At 59.2% G+C, this 17,349-nt stretch carries 18 protein-coding genes; 5 read left to right on the top strand and 13 right to left on the bottom strand.

Annotated elements, in window-relative coordinates; all coding sequences use genetic code 11:
• The first annotated feature begins 3 nt into the window (after nt 1–3).
• The 3 genes from ngg to AC30D7_RS21175 all read left to right on the top strand — a co-directional run bounded on the left by ngg (nt 4) and on the right by AC30D7_RS21175 (nt 3,396).
• A complete protein-coding gene (ngg, locus tag AC30D7_RS21185) occupies nt 4–1,752 on the top strand; it encodes an N-acetylglutaminylglutamine synthetase (RefSeq protein ID WP_490135364.1) in 1,749 nt (582 codons plus the stop codon).
• 37 nt (nt 1,753–1,789) lie between these two features.
• Nucleotides 1,790–2,980 (top strand): osmoprotectant NAGGN system M42 family peptidase, encoded by a 1,191-nt coding sequence (locus AC30D7_RS21180; protein WP_490135363.1) that lies wholly within the window; start codon nt 1,790–1,792, stop codon nt 2,978–2,980.
• Nucleotides 2,981–3,168: 188 nt separating this feature from the next.
• Nucleotides 3,169–3,396, top strand: coding sequence for a YheU family protein (locus tag AC30D7_RS21175; RefSeq protein WP_003199186.1), 228 nt, complete (start codon nt 3,169–3,171; stop codon nt 3,394–3,396).
• A 5-nt stretch (nt 3,397–3,401) separates the two neighbouring features.
• Here the strand turns inward: AC30D7_RS21175 and csrA are convergent, their stop codons facing one another.
• The 3 genes from csrA to AC30D7_RS21160 all read right to left on the bottom strand — a co-directional run bounded on the left by csrA (nt 3,402) and on the right by AC30D7_RS21160 (nt 4,953).
• Nucleotides 3,402–3,587: a carbon storage regulator CsrA gene (gene csrA, locus AC30D7_RS21170; RefSeq protein ID WP_064616631.1), complete on the bottom strand. Its 186-nt coding sequence runs from the start codon at nt 3,585–3,587 to the stop codon at nt 3,402–3,404.
• A gap of 153 nt (nt 3,588–3,740) precedes the next feature.
• Nucleotides 3,741–4,073, bottom strand: a complete 333-nt coding sequence (locus AC30D7_RS21165; protein WP_490135362.1) for a YnfA family protein — start codon at nt 4,071–4,073, stop codon at nt 3,741–3,743.
• A gap of 64 nt (nt 4,074–4,137) precedes the next feature.
• Nucleotides 4,138–4,953, bottom strand: a complete 816-nt coding sequence (locus AC30D7_RS21160) for an SDR family oxidoreductase (RefSeq protein ID WP_490135361.1) — start codon at nt 4,951–4,953, stop codon at nt 4,138–4,140.
• Nucleotides 4,954–5,242: 289 nt separating this feature from the next.
• Between AC30D7_RS21160 and AC30D7_RS21155 the strand changes: the two genes are divergently transcribed.
• The gene (locus AC30D7_RS21155) at nt 5,243–5,401 is read left to right on the top strand and encodes a DUF3309 family protein (RefSeq protein WP_177324963.1); all 159 of its coding nucleotides are present in this window, start codon (nt 5,243–5,245) and stop codon (nt 5,399–5,401) included.
• Between the two features lie 60 nt (nt 5,402–5,461).
• On the opposite strand, the gene AC30D7_RS21150 is transcribed toward AC30D7_RS21155, so the two are convergent.
• The 10 genes from AC30D7_RS21150 to AC30D7_RS21105 form a co-directional block, all read right to left on the bottom strand.
• On the bottom strand, nt 5,462–7,555 hold the full coding sequence (locus AC30D7_RS21150; RefSeq protein ID WP_490135360.1) for an LTA synthase family protein: 2,094 nt from the start codon (nt 7,553–7,555) through the stop codon (nt 5,462–5,464).
• Nucleotides 7,556–7,915: 360 nt separating this feature from the next.
• On the bottom strand, nt 7,916–8,518 hold the full coding sequence (locus AC30D7_RS21145; RefSeq protein WP_490135359.1) for an START domain-containing protein: 603 nt from the start codon (nt 8,516–8,518) through the stop codon (nt 7,916–7,918).
• 41 nt (nt 8,519–8,559) lie between these two features.
• A complete protein-coding gene (locus AC30D7_RS21140; protein ID WP_019582607.1) occupies nt 8,560–8,814 on the bottom strand; it encodes a YkgJ family cysteine cluster protein in 255 nt (84 codons plus the stop codon).
• 166 nt (nt 8,815–8,980) lie between these two features.
• Nucleotides 8,981–9,451, bottom strand: a complete 471-nt coding sequence (locus AC30D7_RS21135; RefSeq protein WP_490135358.1) for a translation initiation factor 2 — start codon at nt 9,449–9,451, stop codon at nt 8,981–8,983.
• A gap of 87 nt (nt 9,452–9,538) precedes the next feature.
• Nucleotides 9,539–10,978: an aminotransferase-like domain-containing protein gene (locus AC30D7_RS21130; RefSeq protein ID WP_490135357.1), complete on the bottom strand. Its 1,440-nt coding sequence runs from the start codon at nt 10,976–10,978 to the stop codon at nt 9,539–9,541.
• Between the two features lie 201 nt (nt 10,979–11,179).
• Complete coding sequence (locus AC30D7_RS21125; RefSeq protein WP_490135356.1) at nt 11,180–11,992, bottom strand: OmpA family protein; 813 nt, start codon at nt 11,990–11,992, stop codon at nt 11,180–11,182.
• The gene (locus AC30D7_RS21120) at nt 11,989–12,345 is read right to left on the bottom strand and encodes a DUF4398 domain-containing protein (protein WP_490135355.1); all 357 of its coding nucleotides are present in this window, start codon (nt 12,343–12,345) and stop codon (nt 11,989–11,991) included. Before AC30D7_RS21120 ends, AC30D7_RS21125 begins: the two co-directional genes overlap by 4 nt.
• A 9-nt stretch (nt 12,346–12,354) precedes the next feature.
• A complete protein-coding gene (locus AC30D7_RS21115) occupies nt 12,355–13,203 on the bottom strand; it encodes a substrate-binding periplasmic protein (protein ID WP_490135354.1) in 849 nt (282 codons plus the stop codon).
• An 81-nt stretch (nt 13,204–13,284) separates the two neighbouring features.
• Nucleotides 13,285–14,214, bottom strand: coding sequence for an electron transfer flavoprotein subunit alpha/FixB family protein (locus tag AC30D7_RS21110; protein WP_019582611.1), 930 nt, complete (start codon nt 14,212–14,214; stop codon nt 13,285–13,287).
• Between the two features lie 2 nt (nt 14,215–14,216).
• Entirely contained in the window at nt 14,217–14,966 is a 750-nt protein-coding gene (locus AC30D7_RS21105; protein ID WP_028938957.1) for an electron transfer flavoprotein subunit beta/FixA family protein, read from the bottom strand.
• A gap of 547 nt (nt 14,967–15,513) precedes the next feature.
• Here AC30D7_RS21105 and AC30D7_RS21100 point away from each other — a divergent pair.
• A complete protein-coding gene (locus AC30D7_RS21100; RefSeq protein WP_490135353.1) occupies nt 15,514–17,178 on the top strand; it encodes an electron transfer flavoprotein-ubiquinone oxidoreductase in 1,665 nt (554 codons plus the stop codon).
• The last annotated feature ends 171 nt before the right edge of the window (nt 17,179–17,349 follow it).

Below are 17,349 nucleotides of genomic sequence, written 5' to 3'. Positions count from 1 at the left end.
TCGATGAAACCCCACGCCACGGCTTACAGCCAACGCCTGTTGCGCGGTCAGGCGCCCTCCTACGAACGCTTGCAGGCACGCCTGGCCGAAGACGGCAGTGCATTGAGCGCCGCGCCCATCGCCGTGCATTGCGGTTGGGGGCGGTTGCTGATCGGCCATACCTTTCCCGATGCGGCGAGCCTCGCCCAAGAGTTGCTCAATGAGCAGCCCGGTGAGCGGGACATCGCCTTGTACGTCGCCGCCCCCCAGCAAGTGCTGGGGCTGGAACCGGCGCAACTGTTTCTCGACCCGTCCGATACTTTGCGCCTGTGGTTCAGCGATTACCGTCAGGCCACCCGGGTGTTTCGCGGTTTTCGCATTCGTCGGGCGCAAAGCGAGGCGGACTGGCAGGCGATCAATCAGCTGTATCAGGCCCGCGGCATGCTGCCGATCGATGCAGGTTTGCTGACGCCCCATCATCAGGGCGGCCCGGTGTACTGGCTGGCGGAAGACGAGGACAGCGGCGCGATTATCGGCAGCGTCATGGGCCTCAATCACCACAAGGCGTTCAACGATCCGGAAAACGGCAGCAGCCTGTGGTGCCTGGCGGTCGATCCGCAATGTTCCCGCCCAGGCGTCGGTGAAGTGCTGGTGCGGCACTTGATCGAACACTTCATGAGTCGCGGCCTGAGTTATCTGGACCTGTCGGTGCTGCACAACAACCATCAGGCGAAGAGTCTTTACGCCAAGCTCGGCTTTCGCAGCTTGTCGACCTTTACGATCAAGCGTAAGAACGGCATCAACCAGCCGTTGTTTCTCGGCCCTGGCCCCGAAGCCGAGTTCAATCCGTATGCGCGGATCATCGTCGAGGAAGCTCATCGGCGCGGCATTGAGGTACAGGTCGATGATGCGCAAGCCGGTCTGTTTACCCTGATCCACGGCAGTCGCCGGGTGCGTTGCCGCGAATCCCTGAGCGATCTGACCAGCGCCATCAGCATGACCTTGTGCCAGGACAAAAGCCTGACTCACAAGGTGCTGAAAAACGCCGGCCTCAAACTGCCCGCCCAACAACTGGCGGGGAGCGCGGACGACAACCTGGCGTTTCTCGACGAGCATGAACGGGTGGTGGTCAAACCGCTGGACGGTGAGCAGGGCCAAGGGGTGGCGGTGGATTTGCGCAGTATTGAGGAGGTCCAGCAAGCCATCGAGAACGCCCGCGCATTCGACAGTCGAGTGCTGCTGGAAAGTTTTCACGAAGGCCTCGATTTGCGGATTCTGGTGATCGGCTTCGAGGTGGTCGCGGCTGCCATTCGCCGGCCGGCGGAAGTGGTGGGCGATGGTCAGCATTCCATCGGTGCGCTGATCGAAGCCCAGAGTCGTCGCCGCCAGGCGGCAACCAGCGGCGAAAGCAAAATCCCGCTGGATCAGGAGACCCAACGCACCTTGCAGGCGGCGGGTTATGACTACGCCAGCATTCTGCCGGCCGGCGAGCACTTGTTCGTACGGCGCACGGCGAATCTTCATACCGGCGGCATCCTTGAAGACGTCACGGCGATTCTGCATCCAGCCTTGGTGGACGCGGCGGTGCGCGCGGCGCGAGCGCTGGATATTCCGATGGTCGGGCTCGACCTGATGGTGCCGGCCGCCGACCAGCCGGAGTATGTGTTTATCGAAGCCAATGAACGCGCCGGCCTGGCCAACCATGAACCGCAGCCGACGGCCGAGCGGTTTGTGGATTTGTTGTTTGCGCACAGTCAGCCAGCAGTCCCTTAGTGATGTGTTGTCTGTACCAACACCATCAGGAGTTTCCATGACCAGAAACATTCCCGAACCGGATCTCGATTACCTGCAAAAAGTCCTGCTGGAAATGCTCGCCATTCCCAGCCCCACCGGGTTCACCGACACCATCGTGCGGTACGTCGCCGAGCGCCTCGAAGAGTTGGGCATTCCCTTTGAAATGACCCGTCGCGGCACCCTCCGCGCCACTCTCAAGGGCAAGAAGAACAGTCCGGACCGAGCAGTCTCCGCTCACCTGGATACCATTGGCGCGGCGGTTCGCGCGATCAAGGACAACGGGCGCCTGACCCTGGCGCCCGTCGGCTGCTGGTCCAGCCGTTTTGCCGAGGGCAGCCGCGTCAGCCTGTTCACCGACAACGGCGTGATTCGCGGCAGCGTGTTGCCGCTGATGGCTTCCGGGCATGCGTTCAACACCGCCGTGGATGAAATGCCAATCAGTTGGGATCACATCGAATTGCGTCTGGACGCCTATTGCGCCACCCGCGCCGATTGCGATTCGCTGGGGATCAGCGTCGGCGATTTCGTCGCCTTCGACCCCCTGCCGGAATTCACCGAAAGCGGTCACATCAGCGCCCGTCACCTCGATGACAAGGCGGGCGTTGCCGCACTGCTGGCGGCGCTGAAAGCGATTGTCGACAGCGGCGAAGAGTTGATGATCGACTGCCATCCGCTGTTCACCATCACCGAAGAAACCGGCAGTGGCGCCGCAGCTGCCCTGCCCTGGGACGTCAGCGAATTCGTCGGCATCGACATCGCGCCGGTGGCGCCCGGCCAACACTCCAGCGAACACGCGGTGAGCGTGGCGATGCAGGATTCCGGCGGGCCTTATGACTATCATCTGTCGCGCCATCTGCTGCGCCTGGCCGCTGACAACGAACTGCCGGCACGTCGGGACCTGTTCCGCTATTACTTCAGCGATGCTCACTCGGCCGTCACCGCCGGCCATGACATTCGCACCGCCCTGCTGGCCTTCGGTTGCGACGCCACTCACGGCTACGAACGTACCCACATCGACAGCCTTGCCGCTCTCAGCCGTTTGCTCGGCGCCTACATTCTCAGCCCGCCGGTATTCGCCAGCGATGCACAACCGGCAACAGGATCGCTGGAGCGCTTCAGTCACCAGATCGAGCACGAGACGCAGATGGAAAGCGAGACGCGGGTGCCGTCGGTGGATAGCCTGTTGGGGCAGCGCACGGAAAGCTGAGTCAAATTTGGGATATGCAGCGCAGGGAATATCGCCATCGCGAGCAGGCTCGCTCCCACAGGAGTACACCGTTAACCGTGGGAGCGAGCCCGCTCGCGATGGCGGTGGATCAGGCGACAGATGAGCTCAGGCTAGTCGTAAACTGCCATTCACCGTAGCATCGCCTCCATGTTTAACCGAGGTGCCTTATGCTGATCCCCCACGACCAACTTGAAGTCGACACCCTGACCCGCCTGATCGAGGATTTCGTGACCCGTGACGGCACGGACAACGGCGATGACACGCCGCTGGAAACCCGTGTGTTGCGTGTGCGTCAGGCATTGACCAAGGGCCAGGCGCTGATCGTCTTCGATCCGGAAAGCGAGCAATGCCAGTTGATGCTCAAGCACGACGTGCCCAAGCACCTGTTCGACTGAAGCCCTTAACGAGCCTTGGCTTTTGCCTGTTTGATCTGGATGCGCTCGTAGACTTCGGCGCGGTGTACGTTGACCTGCTGTGGCGCTTCAACACCGAAGCGCACACTGCTTCCGTTGACGGCGAGCACCCGCACGGAAATGTTGTCACCAATGGATATCAATTCGCCCACAACGCGACTGAGTACAAGCATGGCATTCATCCTTCAGGGTTACCGGCCCTTGAAGATGCCCCGCGTTTAGCGGGTCTACAATGCATCCGCCGCAAATCAGTCCTGCCCTACAGCACAGGACGCATCGCCCTGACGGACGCGTCCGACAAACTGCGTGAATGAAGGACCGGTCCGTCAGGAAGCGGAGAGCCGCGGACCAAACAGAATGACAGTCGCCCCGAGCACACACAGCGCCACGCCAATCCAGTCCGAGCCCAGTGGACGAATCCGCTCGACCACCGCCAGCCAGCCGATCGATGCAATGATGTAGATGCCACCGTACGCGGCATAGGCGCGCCCGGCGTAGCTGGCTTCGACCCGGGTCAGCAGCAGCGCAAACAACGTCAGGCTGAGCAAGGCGGGGATGATCCACCACATGCTTTTACCCTGGCGCAGCCACATCCAGAAAGCGAAGCAGCCGGCGATTTCGAACAGCGCGGCGAGGAAAAACCACAGGTAATTGAGCATGCAAACGTCTCGTGAGGATGACCGATTGCGGCCACCCTAACGACGGTGTTGCGCACGGGCAAGTTCAGCCTGCGTTTTGTTTGGCCTTGGCGCGCATTTTGTCGGCCATCACGGTCATTTCGTCGTAGAGCAGTTGCGGGTCTTTCCGCTTGATTGCCCAGGCCATGCGGCCCTGTTCGTGAGGCAAGATCAAGAATTCGCCGGCGGCGACCTGCTGATGGATGTAGTCGGCAATGTCGGCAGCGGTGATCGGCGAGCTCTCCAGCAATTTGCCTACCTGGGCTTTCATGGCCGGGGTCGGGCCGCGGAAAGAATCCAGCAAGTTGGTCTGGAAGAACGACGGACAAACCACATGCACGCTGATTTCCTCGTGCGCCAGTTCGATCAACAAACTTTCAGACAACGCCACGACACCCGCCTTGGCCACGTTGTAGTTGCTCATGGCCGGGCCTTGCATCAGCGCCGCCATCGAGGCGATGTTGATGATTTTGCCTTTGCTTTTCTCCAGCAACGGCAGAAAGGCCTTGCAGCCCTTGACCACGCCCATCAGGTTGATCGCGATTTGCCAATCCCAGTCCTCCAGCGACAGTTCACTGAAGAACCCGCCCGAGGCCACTCCGGCGTTGTTGACGATGACATCGATGCCGCCGAGTTTCTCTTCGCAGGCTTGGGCGAAGGCGGTCAACTGACTGTAGTCGCGCACATCGCAGCGCTGAATGAAGCCGTCACCGCCGGCTTCGCGCACCAACTTGAGGGTTTCCTGAAGGCCGGGCTCACTGACATCCGACAAGGCCAGCTGCCAGCCTTCACGCGCCCAGCGCAGCGCGATTTCGCGACCCAGGCCTGAGCCCGCGCCAGTGATCATCATGCGATTTTGCATAGCAAACAGCCTTGTTGTTCCGGGGAAGATGCACCGAGTGTAGCGAAGGATAATGCGCGACCCACGCTCCATCAGAGTGCTGAATGGCCAGCGATGAACCGCGGCGCGGTTCGGTTGTTTCAACTTCGAAACGCCGTCAAAGAAATAAGCGTTCCTTCCAAAAACATTAAAAAAACTTGGAATTATTTTTCTTTGCCGCGAGTCGGATTTTGTAAGCAGCGCGGATTAATACAGTCCAGCTGAACGGCTGAAACGCCAAGTCAAATCCACAATGCTTTCCAGCAAGGAAATAGACATGGGCACAATTCTTATCGTTATTCTTATCCTGTTGCTGATAGGTGGTTTGCCGGTCTTCCCGCACTCCAGAAGTTGGGGTTACGGCCCGTCCGGTATCATCGGTACGGTGTTGGTGGTGCTGTTGATCCTGCTGTTGCTTGGCAAGATATAAAGATTTTACCGGCAAAAAAAAGAGGCCCTGCGAAGGGCCTCTTTTCCATGTCCGGAGAACTTAGTCCGGTTTGCCGTCAACCACACCGGCAGTGTTGTCCAACAGGCTCTTGGTGGCTGTCTGGATGAACGACTCGAGCTTCTGCTTGAGCGCCGCTTCATCAGCCGATGCCGGGATCACTTCACCTTTCGGGTTAGCGCCCAGTTCGTATTGATACAACCTCGGCGGCATCTCTTTAGGCAATACCAGCACGCGGTCCGCCGTGAGCAAGGCGACCGTCTGATCGCTGCCCGACGGCTTGATCATGCCGAACCCCTTGTCACCTTCCGGCAGGTTCAGCAAGTCGCGCCCCCAGCATTGATGGACCACATCGCCACCAACGCGGCCCATGATAGTCGGCACGATGTCGATCTGGGTGCCCACGGTATGGTCGACCTGACCGAATTTTTCCTGAATGCCCGGCGCGATCATCAGCATCGGCACGTTGAAGCGACCCAGGTCCATTTCGGTGATCTGTTGTTCATTGCCAAAACCGTGGTCGCCGACGATCACAAACAGGGTTTCCTTGAAGTACGGCTCTTTACGGGCCTTTTCAAAGAACTGACCCAGCGCCCAGTCGGAGTAGCGCATAGCGGTCAAGTGTTCGTTGAGGCTGCCGCGATCGGTCACGCGCTCCACCGGCAATGGCGTCGGCAAGGCGTATGGCGTGTGGTTGGACAGGGTTTGCAGCAAGGCATAGAACGGTTTCTTGTCCTTGCCGTCGCGGGCTTTCAACTCTTCCAGGCCACGGTTGAACATGTCCTGGTCAGACACGCCCCAGGTCGGGTCGGAGAACACCGGGTTGACGAAGTCATTGCGCCCGATGAAGTTGGTCATGCCCTGGTTGCTGAAGAAGCCCGACTGGTTGTCCCAGGCGAAGTCGCCGTTATAGACATACACATCGTCGTAGCCACGACTGCTGAGCAACTGCGGCAGGCCGGACAGTTTGTGGCTGCCTTCCGGGGTCTGCATCAGGTATTCGAAACCCGGCAGGTTCGGGAAGCAGGCCATGGTGGCGAACATACCCTGGTGGGTATGAGTGCCATTGGAGAAGAAACGGTCGAACAACAGGCCTTCTTTCGACAGTTTGTCGAAGTAAGGCGTGATCCCGCCCGGACGTCCCAAGGCACCCACCGAGTGACCGGCGAAGCTTTCCATCAGGATCACCACGACGTTCTTGATCGGCAGTGTCTTGCCAGCGTCGGGGGTGTAGTTGCGGCGCACCGCGGCGGTCTCTGGGCTCACCAGTTTGTCGCTCGGGGTCAGCAACATGTCACGCACGGTCTGCTGGGCCAAGGGCTGTTCCAGTGTAGCTTTCCAGATGTTGTCGCGTTCTTCGGACATCCGGCTCTTGGCCGCCGCGATCAGTGACAGCGTGCCGTTGAGGCCCAACTGGTTGGCGAAGTTCGAGTCGGTGGTATAGACGTCACCCCAACGCAGCGGTGGGCCCTGACGCAGGGTGCCACGCGCCGCGACCACACAGACCATCAGGCAGACCACGAACACCACGCCGCGCGCATACCACGGAGCGACCTGGCGCGTGCCGATGCTGCCACCGCTGAACGGCCCGCGAGGACGCGTGGCGCGGTCGGCGCCCTTGAACGCGAGGGTCAGGATCAACGTGCCCACTCCCCAGGCCAACAGGTAGCGAACCACCGGAAAACCGTACCAGAGCATGCTCATCACGGTTTTCGGGTCTTCTTTCACATACTGGAAGACCAGGCCGTTGAGGCGCTGGTGGAACTCGCGGTAAAAGTCCATCTCCATCAGGCCGAGGAACAGCGCGATACTCGAGGCAACAGTCAACCAGAGCCGGAAGAACCCGCGGGCCGCCATGGCCCGGGCGCTGAACAGGGCCAGCAGCAGCGGAACGCTGAGGTAAACCACCAGGCGCAAGTCGAAGCGCAGGCCATTGGCGAACGCTTCCAGGAAGGTCGAAGCCGGTGTGTCGAGGATCATCGAGCGGTTGTAGACCAGCAGCGCGACGCGCAGCAGGCTGAACATGACCATCATGATCAGGGCGCACAACAGCGTGTAGGCCATATGCGATTTGACGGTCGGTTGCAGCAGGCGACTAGTAGCTCGCTGCTGATTCAGGGCGTCCGGGTTTGCCATGTCGTTTTAGGACCCATTGGAAGTTGAAGTTACAAAAATACAGTGGCGCCTTGCCCTCTGTTGGCCATCCTCGGCCCCGGGGCGTGCGCGGTGCGCAAATGTTGCACGATCAACAGCGGCATTGCCATTGATTACTGCCCGACAGCCCAACTGCCGCTTGTAGCGCTCTGGGACAAGAGGGCATGGCACAAAGTTGCGGGGTTGACTCGTTGAGGCGAGAGCGAATTGTCTTGGAGACTTTGTGAAAATTTTGTTCAACGCATATCCGGAAACAAAATAAAGCCAGCCCTTGGTAAAAAACGCAAACGCCCCGATCAAGTCGGGGCGTTGTTCAACAGGTCGTATCAACTGGATACGCGGTTACTTCTCGGCACGTTCCTTCAGCGCTTTGAGGGTATTGAACGGTGCATCGACCACGAACTTGTTGGCCAGCCACGACGGCACGCTGCCGCCCGGTTCAGTATGAACCTGGTAAGTCACTTCGACTTGATCGCCTTTGGGCACGAACTTCCAGAAACCCTTGACCTGGTCGACTCGTACAAAACCTTTTTCTTCCGGAAGGTACTTCGGTTGCCCTTCCAGCTCGCGGGTCAGGCTGCCATCGGCGCCGTCAACGGTGGTGACATGCAACACCGAGTCACGAGCAGTGACCGGCCACGGTGTATTGAACTGAGTGTAGGTCCAGCTCTGGTTGCCTTCATGCTTGAGCAGCTTCTGGACCTTGCACTCGTGAATCCAGGCGCAGGCTCCCGGAACATCTTCCTGCAGTGCACGCAGTTTGGCCATGGTGGTCTTCATGATCGTTACACCACGGTAAGCCTTGTATTGGGAACCGGCCACCTCACTCAAGGACACCTTGATACCGTCTTCGTCCTTGGCGGTTTTCCAGTCTTCGGCCTGGGCCGTGGAGGCCAGCAAAACCGTCAAACCACACAGCACAGCGATACGATGCAGCGAACCCATAGTCTTATTCCTTATTGTTGAAGTTCCGTTCGTTGAACACATCACGCGGCCGTCATTTGCTCCCACCAGCCCAGCAATTTGATCGCTTCGTCGCTGCTGCTTCCGCAAACCTCGACATCGGCCTCAAATGCCGAACACACCGCGGGGCGTTCCGGCTTGCCGAAAATGCTGCACAGGTTATCGGCAGACAGTTGTACGCATCGTTCTCCGGCGGCTTTGCCATTGGGCATGCCGGGAATCGGTGAACTGATGGAAGGGGCAATGCAACAGGCGCCACAGCCTTCACGGCATCTCATGACGACAAGCTCCTCGCGACGAGCAATGTGTTAAAGGGACGTGGCACAGAGTAACGGCTAAAACGACTGTTTTAAATTACCCGGGCCCGGGTTTTTACGCTCAAACGAACGTGACTGACCAGTCTCCGACAAAGCGTCTGCTACACGGGTCACGAACGGGGGGAATTTACTGCTTGAACTCGAACTCCAGCGCCGCGCCTTCAACTTCCCGGCGCTCTTCATTGCGCCGCTGCAGCTGCATTTCGTTGCTGATCAGGCGACCGTTCAGCTGAAACGGACTGCTTTTGCCACCGAACATTTGCGGCAACACTGCATCGTGTCGAGGCAACGGTACCGTGCCGACGGGTTTCAATTCTTCGACCTTGTCCTTGGGCAAGCTCAAGTCGAGATTGGTGGTAGGGAGTCTGGCTTTCACCACTTCACTGGCCGGTTTCGACTTGGAAGCAATGGGAGAGCGCTTTTTGACCGGCGCCGCCTTCTTTTTGGCCGGTGCGACGGTATTTTTGACCGGCGGCGTTTTCTTCGCAGTGGCGCTGGCTGTCGGCTTTTCCTGAACGGAAGCCGCCATGACGCCTTCTGCATGACACATCATCAAGAGGCAAATCAACAGCCAAACGACAGGAAAAATCGGTTTCATGGACCCAACGGCGCGAACGGCAGAAAGTCATATGCTCGCCTGTTGGCGACAACAAGACAAGCAGGCCGTTCATAACTGCCCGGCAGATCAAAAACCGCTCGTCGTCTCCTGACACAGTTGCGTCGCCAGCAGCCCCAACGTCATCAACGCACGCTCGGCCTCGCGGTTCCAGGGTGTGCCGCAATTCAGGCGAATGCAGTGATTGAATTGCTCGGTGTTACTGAAAATAAGCCCCGGTGCAATGCTGATGCCTTGCTGCAACGCACGCACATGCAACTCCTGTGTGTTGACCCGCCCCGGCAGGCTGACCCACAGGATGAAACCGCCAGTAGGCCGGCTCATCTGTGTGCCTTCCGGGAAGTATTGCTGCACTGCCAGTTGGAAAGCACTGAGGTTCTTGCGGTACTCCTGACGGATATAACGCAAATGCCGGTCGTAACCGCCGTTCTCCAGATAGGCCGCAATGCCCATTTGCGTGACGCTACAGGCCGAATGCGTGCTGAAGGTCTGCAAGCGCTGGATTTCCGACTGGTACTTGCCGGCAATCATCCAGCCGATCCGCACGCCGGGCGACAGGGTTTTGGAGAAGCTGGAGCAATAAATCACCCGATCCAGCCGGTCATAGGCCTTGAGCGATTTGGTGCGGCCCTGCTCGAACATCAGCTCGCCGTAAATATCGTCTTCGACAACCTGAATATCGAAATCCGAGGCCAGGCGCAGCAGTTGTTTCTGCCGCTCTTCGGGCATGGTGCCGCCCAAGGGATTGCTCAGGCGCGTGGTCAACACCAGTGCCTTGATCGACCACTGGTTGGCCGCCAGTTGCAAGGCTTCGAGGCTCATGCCGGTGGCCGGATCGCTGGGGATCTCAATGACTTTCAGCCCCAGCAGGTCGGCCAGTTGCAGCAAACCGTAATAGGTCGGCGACTCGGCGGCGATCAGATCGCCCGGCCGGGTCAATACGCGCAGAGACATCTGCAACGCATCGACGCAGCCATGGGTGATGACCACCTCCGATGGATCGACCACCACGCCAGCATCGCGCATGCGGATCGCCACTTGCCGCCGCAATGGCTCGAAACCTGGGCTGAACATGTAGCTGAACGCGCGCGGACTATGGAAACGGGTGACTTTGGCCAGTTGCTGATGCAGTGCCCGCACCGGCAGATAATCGACGCTCGGTACGGCTGCGCCCAACGGGAACACGCCTTCGCGGCGGGATTCGACCAGGACTTGCTGAATGATGCTGCTGCGGGTGACCAGGCCCGGACGCTCGACCCGGGCGATATCCGGGGTCGGTGCGGTGAGGGCCGGCGTCTGGTGCACGTAATAACCGGATTGCGGCCGGGCACGAATCAGCCCTTGATCTTCAAGGTTGGCGTAGGCCTGCAACACCGTCGCATGGCTGACGTTGAGCTGCGAGCTCATCTTGCGCACCGAAGGCACGCGCTCCCCCGGTTGATAGACACCGCGGCGAATGTCTTCGGCCAGTTGCTGAGCAATACGTTGATAGAGCAAGAGATTGGTCATGACGCAGCACTCGATTTCACGGGCATTTTATTCTTGTGTGAAACAATACCGGAACAGTTTAGAAGTGTACTGGGACAGTTACTACAATAGTCGACCATACAGTGCGGTGTCAGCAAAAACTGTACTGTTCTACGACGCATTTGACGGGCGCAAAAAAACCCGGCGCTGCTGAACAGGCCGGGTTTTCCAGTGACGCAGCCCTTAACGAGCCGCGCCGAGCTGGCCTTTTTCGTCGGAGAACACAATTTCCACCCGACGGTTCTGGGCACGACCGCGCTCGGAAGCGTTGGCGTCCACCGGGTACTCATCGCCGTAACCTTCAACCTGGATGCGCTTGTCGTCGATACCCAGGTCCGTCAGCACGTCAGCCACCGATTGCGCACGGTCGCGAGACAGCTTGAGGTTTTCCTGTTTACCGCCAGTGCTGTCGGTGTAGCCCTCGATCCGCACCACACGCTTGGGGTTGAGCTGCAGGAACTGGACGATCTTCAGCACCACGCGGTTCGCCGAGCTCTTCAGCTCCGCCTCACCGGTATCGAACAGCACATCACCCAGGGTCATCACCAGACCACGGTCGGTCTGGGTGGTCGCCAGCGCCACGATCTGCTCTTCGAGCCACTTGCCCTGTTGCTGCACGCTGAGCAACTTGGACTCACGCAACGCCAGTTGTAGGCGCTGACGCTCGAGCTCGAGCTTCGCTGCGCGCTCCTCATTGAGCACCTGATTGGTGTGCTCCCGGGCGATTTCGCTGTAGCGCTGACTCAGGTAGGCGTAATGCGCCACGTCCGAACCGCTGCCCCAATAGCTGGACAGTCGATCGGCACGGGCCAGGGACTCGCCGGCACGGATCACGTCCTTGGGCGCGATACGCAACACGTTGGAGTCTTCCTTGACCTTCTGGAAGTCGGTACCGGCCTGCTGCAACGCAGCTTCGCTGTGTTGACCGGCGCAACCATACAGGCTTGCGCAGCCGGCCAGGATCAAGCCGCCGAGTGCTTTGGTCTTCAGGCTCATTGGGCATCTCCCAGTTGCTTGCGCAGGCGGGTGATGCGGGTATTGAGCACGTTCAACTGCGCCTCGCTCTTGAGTGTCAGAACCCGGGCTTCGGCCAGACGCGCGTCCAGCTCGGCCTGCTCGGCCCGCATGCGCGCATTCTTGAAGGACTGGTCGGCCATATTGCCCTTGGCACGATTGAACTTGTCCTGGGCCAGTTTCAGCTCCGGCACCTCATCGGCGGTAGCGCCCACGGCCTTGGCTTGTTCGAGGGCCTGTTCGGTCAGGCGTATTTGTTCATTCGGCGCCGGATCGGCTGCACAACCCGCCAGAGCCAGAACGGCCAGGGCAGCGAAAAGAGGTCGAATACTCACTAAAAATCCCTACTGTTTTGGGGTACTGACCGGTTGTGGCTGCTGTTGTGAGCCTTGTGCTTTCCAACGCTCGATATTGCGCAGCAGCGCGGCTTCCGTCAGTCCGGACGCGGGCAATTCTGTCATCTTTTTAGCCAGCTGTCCGCGCAACCAAGGATCGTTGCAAGCAGAGTTATGGGAAACCGCGAGATACAGACCGGGTTTATCGATGGGTTGTGGGTGGGCCATCAAGTCATCGGCCAGGCCCAACGATTGCGCCAGGGCCATGCCCGAGTAGCGGCCGGCAAGGACAAACTCCACTTCGCCGAGCAGCAACTTCTGAAAGGCCTGAGTCAGATTGGGCGTGCGCACGAGGGTCAATTGCTGCTCGGCGAAAGTGCCGAATGAAGGGGTCACCCGAGCCTTTTCCGACAACGCGCCGGGATGACCGTGAAGGTCCTGCGCTTCGTTGTAGACCAATAGCGAATCGTTGCGGGTCCAGACCAGGTAATCGTTTTCCAACAGCGCTGGATGGATGTAATCCAGATTTTCCAGTTCAGTGACCATCAACGGCGCATCGGCCAGCATGTCCATGCGCCCGCTGCGCACTTCGTCCAGGGCCTGGGAGCGTTTGCCGGCATAAAGCAGCTCGACCTTGATGCCCAACTCCCCCGCCACTTGCTGCAACAGATCTGCACTGGCGCCAATCAGGTGCTTGGGGTTTTGCGGGTCTTGCCACAGATACGGCGGCGCGTCGGGACTGCCGGTCACCACCAGGCGCTCGCACTTGCCGGCAGCGCTGGACAGCCCCGGCATCAACGCCAGACTTAAACACAATCCTGGCAAAAAAGAGCAGCCAAACCAGCGGCGCAGATCCATGGCAACACTCTCCCCACTCAAATCCGGAACAAAAAAAAGCCCGACCAAAAGGCCGGGCTCTTTATAAGTCAAGCCGCCGGATTAGACCAGCTTCTCGAACTCAGGGATGGCTTCGAACAGGTCTGCCACCAGGCCGTAATCGGCCACCTGGAAGATCGGCGCTTCTTCGTCCTTGTTGATCGCCACGATCACTTTGGAGTCTTTCATGCCGGCCAGGTGCTGGATCGCGCCGGAGATACCGACGGCGATGTACAGCTGTGGCGCAACGATCTTGCCAGTCTGACCGACCTGCATGTCGTTGGGTACGAAACCTGCGTCAACCGCAGCGCGCGAAGCACCGACGGCAGCGCCCAGCTTGTCGGCCAGGGCGTACAGGTGTTTGAAGTTGTCGCCGTTCTGCATGCCACGACCACCGGAAACGACGATCTTGGCAGCGGTCAGTTCCGGACGATCGGACTTGGCCAGTTCTTCGTTGACGAAGCTGGAAGTGCCGGCGTTGTGAACAGCGGCAACCGCTTCAACAGCGGCGGAACCACCTTCGGCAGCCACCGGGTCGAAACCGGTAGCACGCACGGTGATCACTTTCACTGCAGCATTCGATTGCACAGTAGCGATGGCGTTACCGGCGTAGATCGGGCGCTTGAAGGTATCGGCGCTTTCTACCGAGATGATCTCGGAGATCTGGTCAACGTCCAGCTGAGCGGCGACGCGCGGCAGGATGTTTTTGCCGTTGGAAGTGGCGGCAGCCAGGATGTGGCTGTAGCCCTTGCCCAACTCGGCTACCAGTGGAGCAACGTTTTCCGGCAGCTGATGCGCGTAAGCAGCATTGTCAGCGTTCAGGACTTTGCTCACGCCAGCGATTTTCGCAGCGGCTTCAACCACGGCGCCAGCGCCCTGGCCTGCAACCAGAACGTGGATGTCGCCACCGATCTTGGCGGCAGCAGCAACGGTGTTCAGCGTGGCCGGGGCCAGCACTTTGTTGTCGTGTTCGGCGATTACCAAGATAGTCATGATTAGATTACCTTCGCTTCGTTTTTCAGTTTCTCGACCAGTTCAGCCACCGACTTGACCTTGATACCCGCGCTGCGTGCAGCTGGCGCTTCGACTTTCAGGGTCTTGTTGGTGGAGGCGGTGGAAACGCCCAAAGCGTCCGGAGTCAGCACTTCGAGAGGCTTCTTCTTGGCTTTCATGATGTTTGGCAGGGACGCGTAGCGCGGCTCGTTCAAACGCAGGTCGGTGGTGACGATGGCCGGCAGTTTCAGGGAAACCGTCTGCGCGCCGCCGTCGATTTCGCGGGTCACGGCAACTGTATCGCCGGTCACTTCGACTTTCGACGCGAACGTGCCCTGACCGTAGCCGCTCAATGCCGCGAGCATCTGGCCAGTCTGGTTGTTGTCGCTGTCGATGGCTTGTTTGCCGAGGATCACCAGCTGTGGCTGCTCCTTGTCGACCACTGCCTTGAGCAGCTTGGCCACGGCCAGGGAAGTCAGATCTTCAGCGGATTCGACGAGGATGGCGCGGTCGGCACCCAGAGCCAGCGCGGTGCGCAGTTGCTCTTGAGCGGTGGATGGGCCGATGGAGACGACGACGATTTCAGTCGCCACGCCTTTCTCTTTCAGACGTACGGCTTCTTCCACTGCGATTTCGCAGAACGGGTTCATCGACATCTTGACGTTGGCGAGGTCGACGCCGGAATTGTCCGCCTTGACGCGAACCTTGACGTTGTAATCCACAACGCGTTTGACAGCTACAAGAACCTTCATGGATTCCTCGTTACTCTCCGGTGAAAAGAAAGTCGCCTAGGCGAACCTGGCGGTTGATGCTCATCGGCGCAAGGGCACCTCTAAAAACGCTGGCAGGTGTATCGGGTGAACCTTGCTCACGAGGCTGATGACCGTTCGTCAGTGGTGACCGATAAGTCATTCATTACCGCGACGTGTAAACTGCGCGCGATACCTGCACGGCGCTTCACCTTGTACTGCCATCGCCCTGTCTTTAGAGGTGCTCTTGGAACCTGTATTCAGCCTACGGCGAGCGCAAAACCGCCCGTATCTTGACCGGAACACCTATTCCGGTCAATACGGCAAAATGGCCAGTCATAAGCCGCGTGACTTTGATTTATCTGGCTTTGAGCCGATTCAAACAAACGTTTGTATTGGACGCTAAGAGTGGTGTAGATATAATGCGCCACCCAGAGAGAAAGGTGGTTCATCGATTGTCCTCTGTGCCGCACTGTGGGGAATTCATGAATGCGACACCTAACCTCCAATTAGAAAAAAAAACTGTTGAGCCTTGAGTAGGAGATAGCCTGTGGAACGCGAATACATGGAATTCGACGTGGTCATCGTCGGTGCCGGCCCCGCTGGCCTGTCCGCCGCCTGCCGTTTGAAGCAGAAGGCCGCCGAAGCCGGTAAGGAAATCAGCGTCTGCGTGGTCGAAAAAGGCTCCGAAGTCGGCGCTCATATCCTGTCCGGTGCCGTGTTCGAACCACGGGCCCTGAACGAACTGTTCCCGGACTGGAAAGAACTCGGCGCGCCGCTGAACACGCCAGTCACCCGCGATGACATCTTCGTTCTGAAAAACGCTGACAGCGCGCAGAAGATTCCAGACCTCTTTGTGCCCAAGACCATGCACAACGAAGGCAACTACATCATCTCCCTGGGCAACCTGTGCCGCTGGCTGGCCCAGCAGGCCGAGAACCTGGGCGTGGAAATCTACCCGGGCTTCGCCGCCCAGGAAGCGCTGTTCGACGAGAACGGCGTGGTTCGCGGGATCATCACCGGCGATCTGGGCGTTGACCGCGAAGGTAAGCCGAAAGAAGGCCTGTACACCCCGGGCATGGAACTGCGCGCCAAGTACACGCTGTTCGCCGAAGGTTGCCGCGGCCACATCGGCAAGCAGCTGATCAAGCGTTTCAACCTCGACAGCGAAGCCGACGCCCAGCACTACGGCATCGGCCTGAAAGAAATCTGGGAAATCGACCCGGCCAAGCACCAGCCAGGCCTGGTGGTCCACACCGCCGGCTGGCCGCTGGACATCATGGGCACCGAGAACACCGGGGGCTCGTTCCTCTATCACTTGGAAAACAACCAGGTGGTGGTCGGTCTGATCGTCGATCTTTCCTACAGCAACACCTTCCTGTCGCCGTTCGATGAGTTCCAGCGCCTCAAGCATCACCCGGTGCTCAAGCAATACCTGGAAGGCGGCAAGCGTGTCAGCTACGGCGCACGCGCCATCTGCAAAGGCGGCCTGAACTCGCTGCCGAAAATGGTCTTCAAGGGCGGCGCGCTGATCGGTTGCGACCTCGGCACCCTGAACTTCGCCAAGATCAAAGGCAGCCACACGGCGATGAAGTCCGGCATGCTTGCCGCTGACGCCGTGGCCGATGCGCTGTTCGCCGATCTGGACGGCACGCAAGAGCTGACTACTTACGTCGACGCCTTCAAGAAGAGCTGGCTCTACGACGAACTGTTCGCCAGCCGCAACTTCGGCCCGGCAATCCACAAGTTCGGCGCCATCGTCGGCGGCGGTTTCAACTGGATCGACCAGAACATCTTCGGCGGCAAACTGCCGTTCACCCTGCACGACACCAAACCGGATTACGCTTGCCTGAAACTGGCGGCCGACTGCAAGAAGATCGACTACCCGAAACCGGACGGCAAGATCAGCTTCGACAAACTCAGCTCGGTGTTCATCTCCGGAACCAACCACGAAGAAGAGCAGCCGTGCCATCTGAAGCTGGCCGACGCGAGCATCCCGATCAGCAAGAACCTGCCGCTGTACGATGAACCTGCCCAGCGTTACTGCCCGGCCGGCGTGTACGAAGTGGTCACCCAGGAAGACGGCGAGAAGCGCTTCCAGATCAACGCCCAGAACTGTGTTCACTGCAAGACCTGCGACATCAAGGACCCTGCACAGAACATCACCTGGGTGGCACCGGAAGGTGCTGGTGGCCCGACTTACCCGAACATGTAAGTCGATCGCTTGAACAACAAGGCTCCCTGAACGGGGGCCTTTTTGTTGCCTGCAATCCAGACATCAACACAAACCCCATGTGGGAGCGAGCCTGCTCGCGAAAGCGGTGTGTCAGTCGGCATCAATGCTGGATGATAAACCGCAATCGCGAGCAGGCTCGCTCCCACAAGG

The sequence above is a fragment of the Pseudomonas sp. DF5 genome (assembly GCF_058148225.1).
Note: the sequence above shows the minus strand (reverse complement) of the source record. Positions and strands in the feature narration are given on the sequence as shown.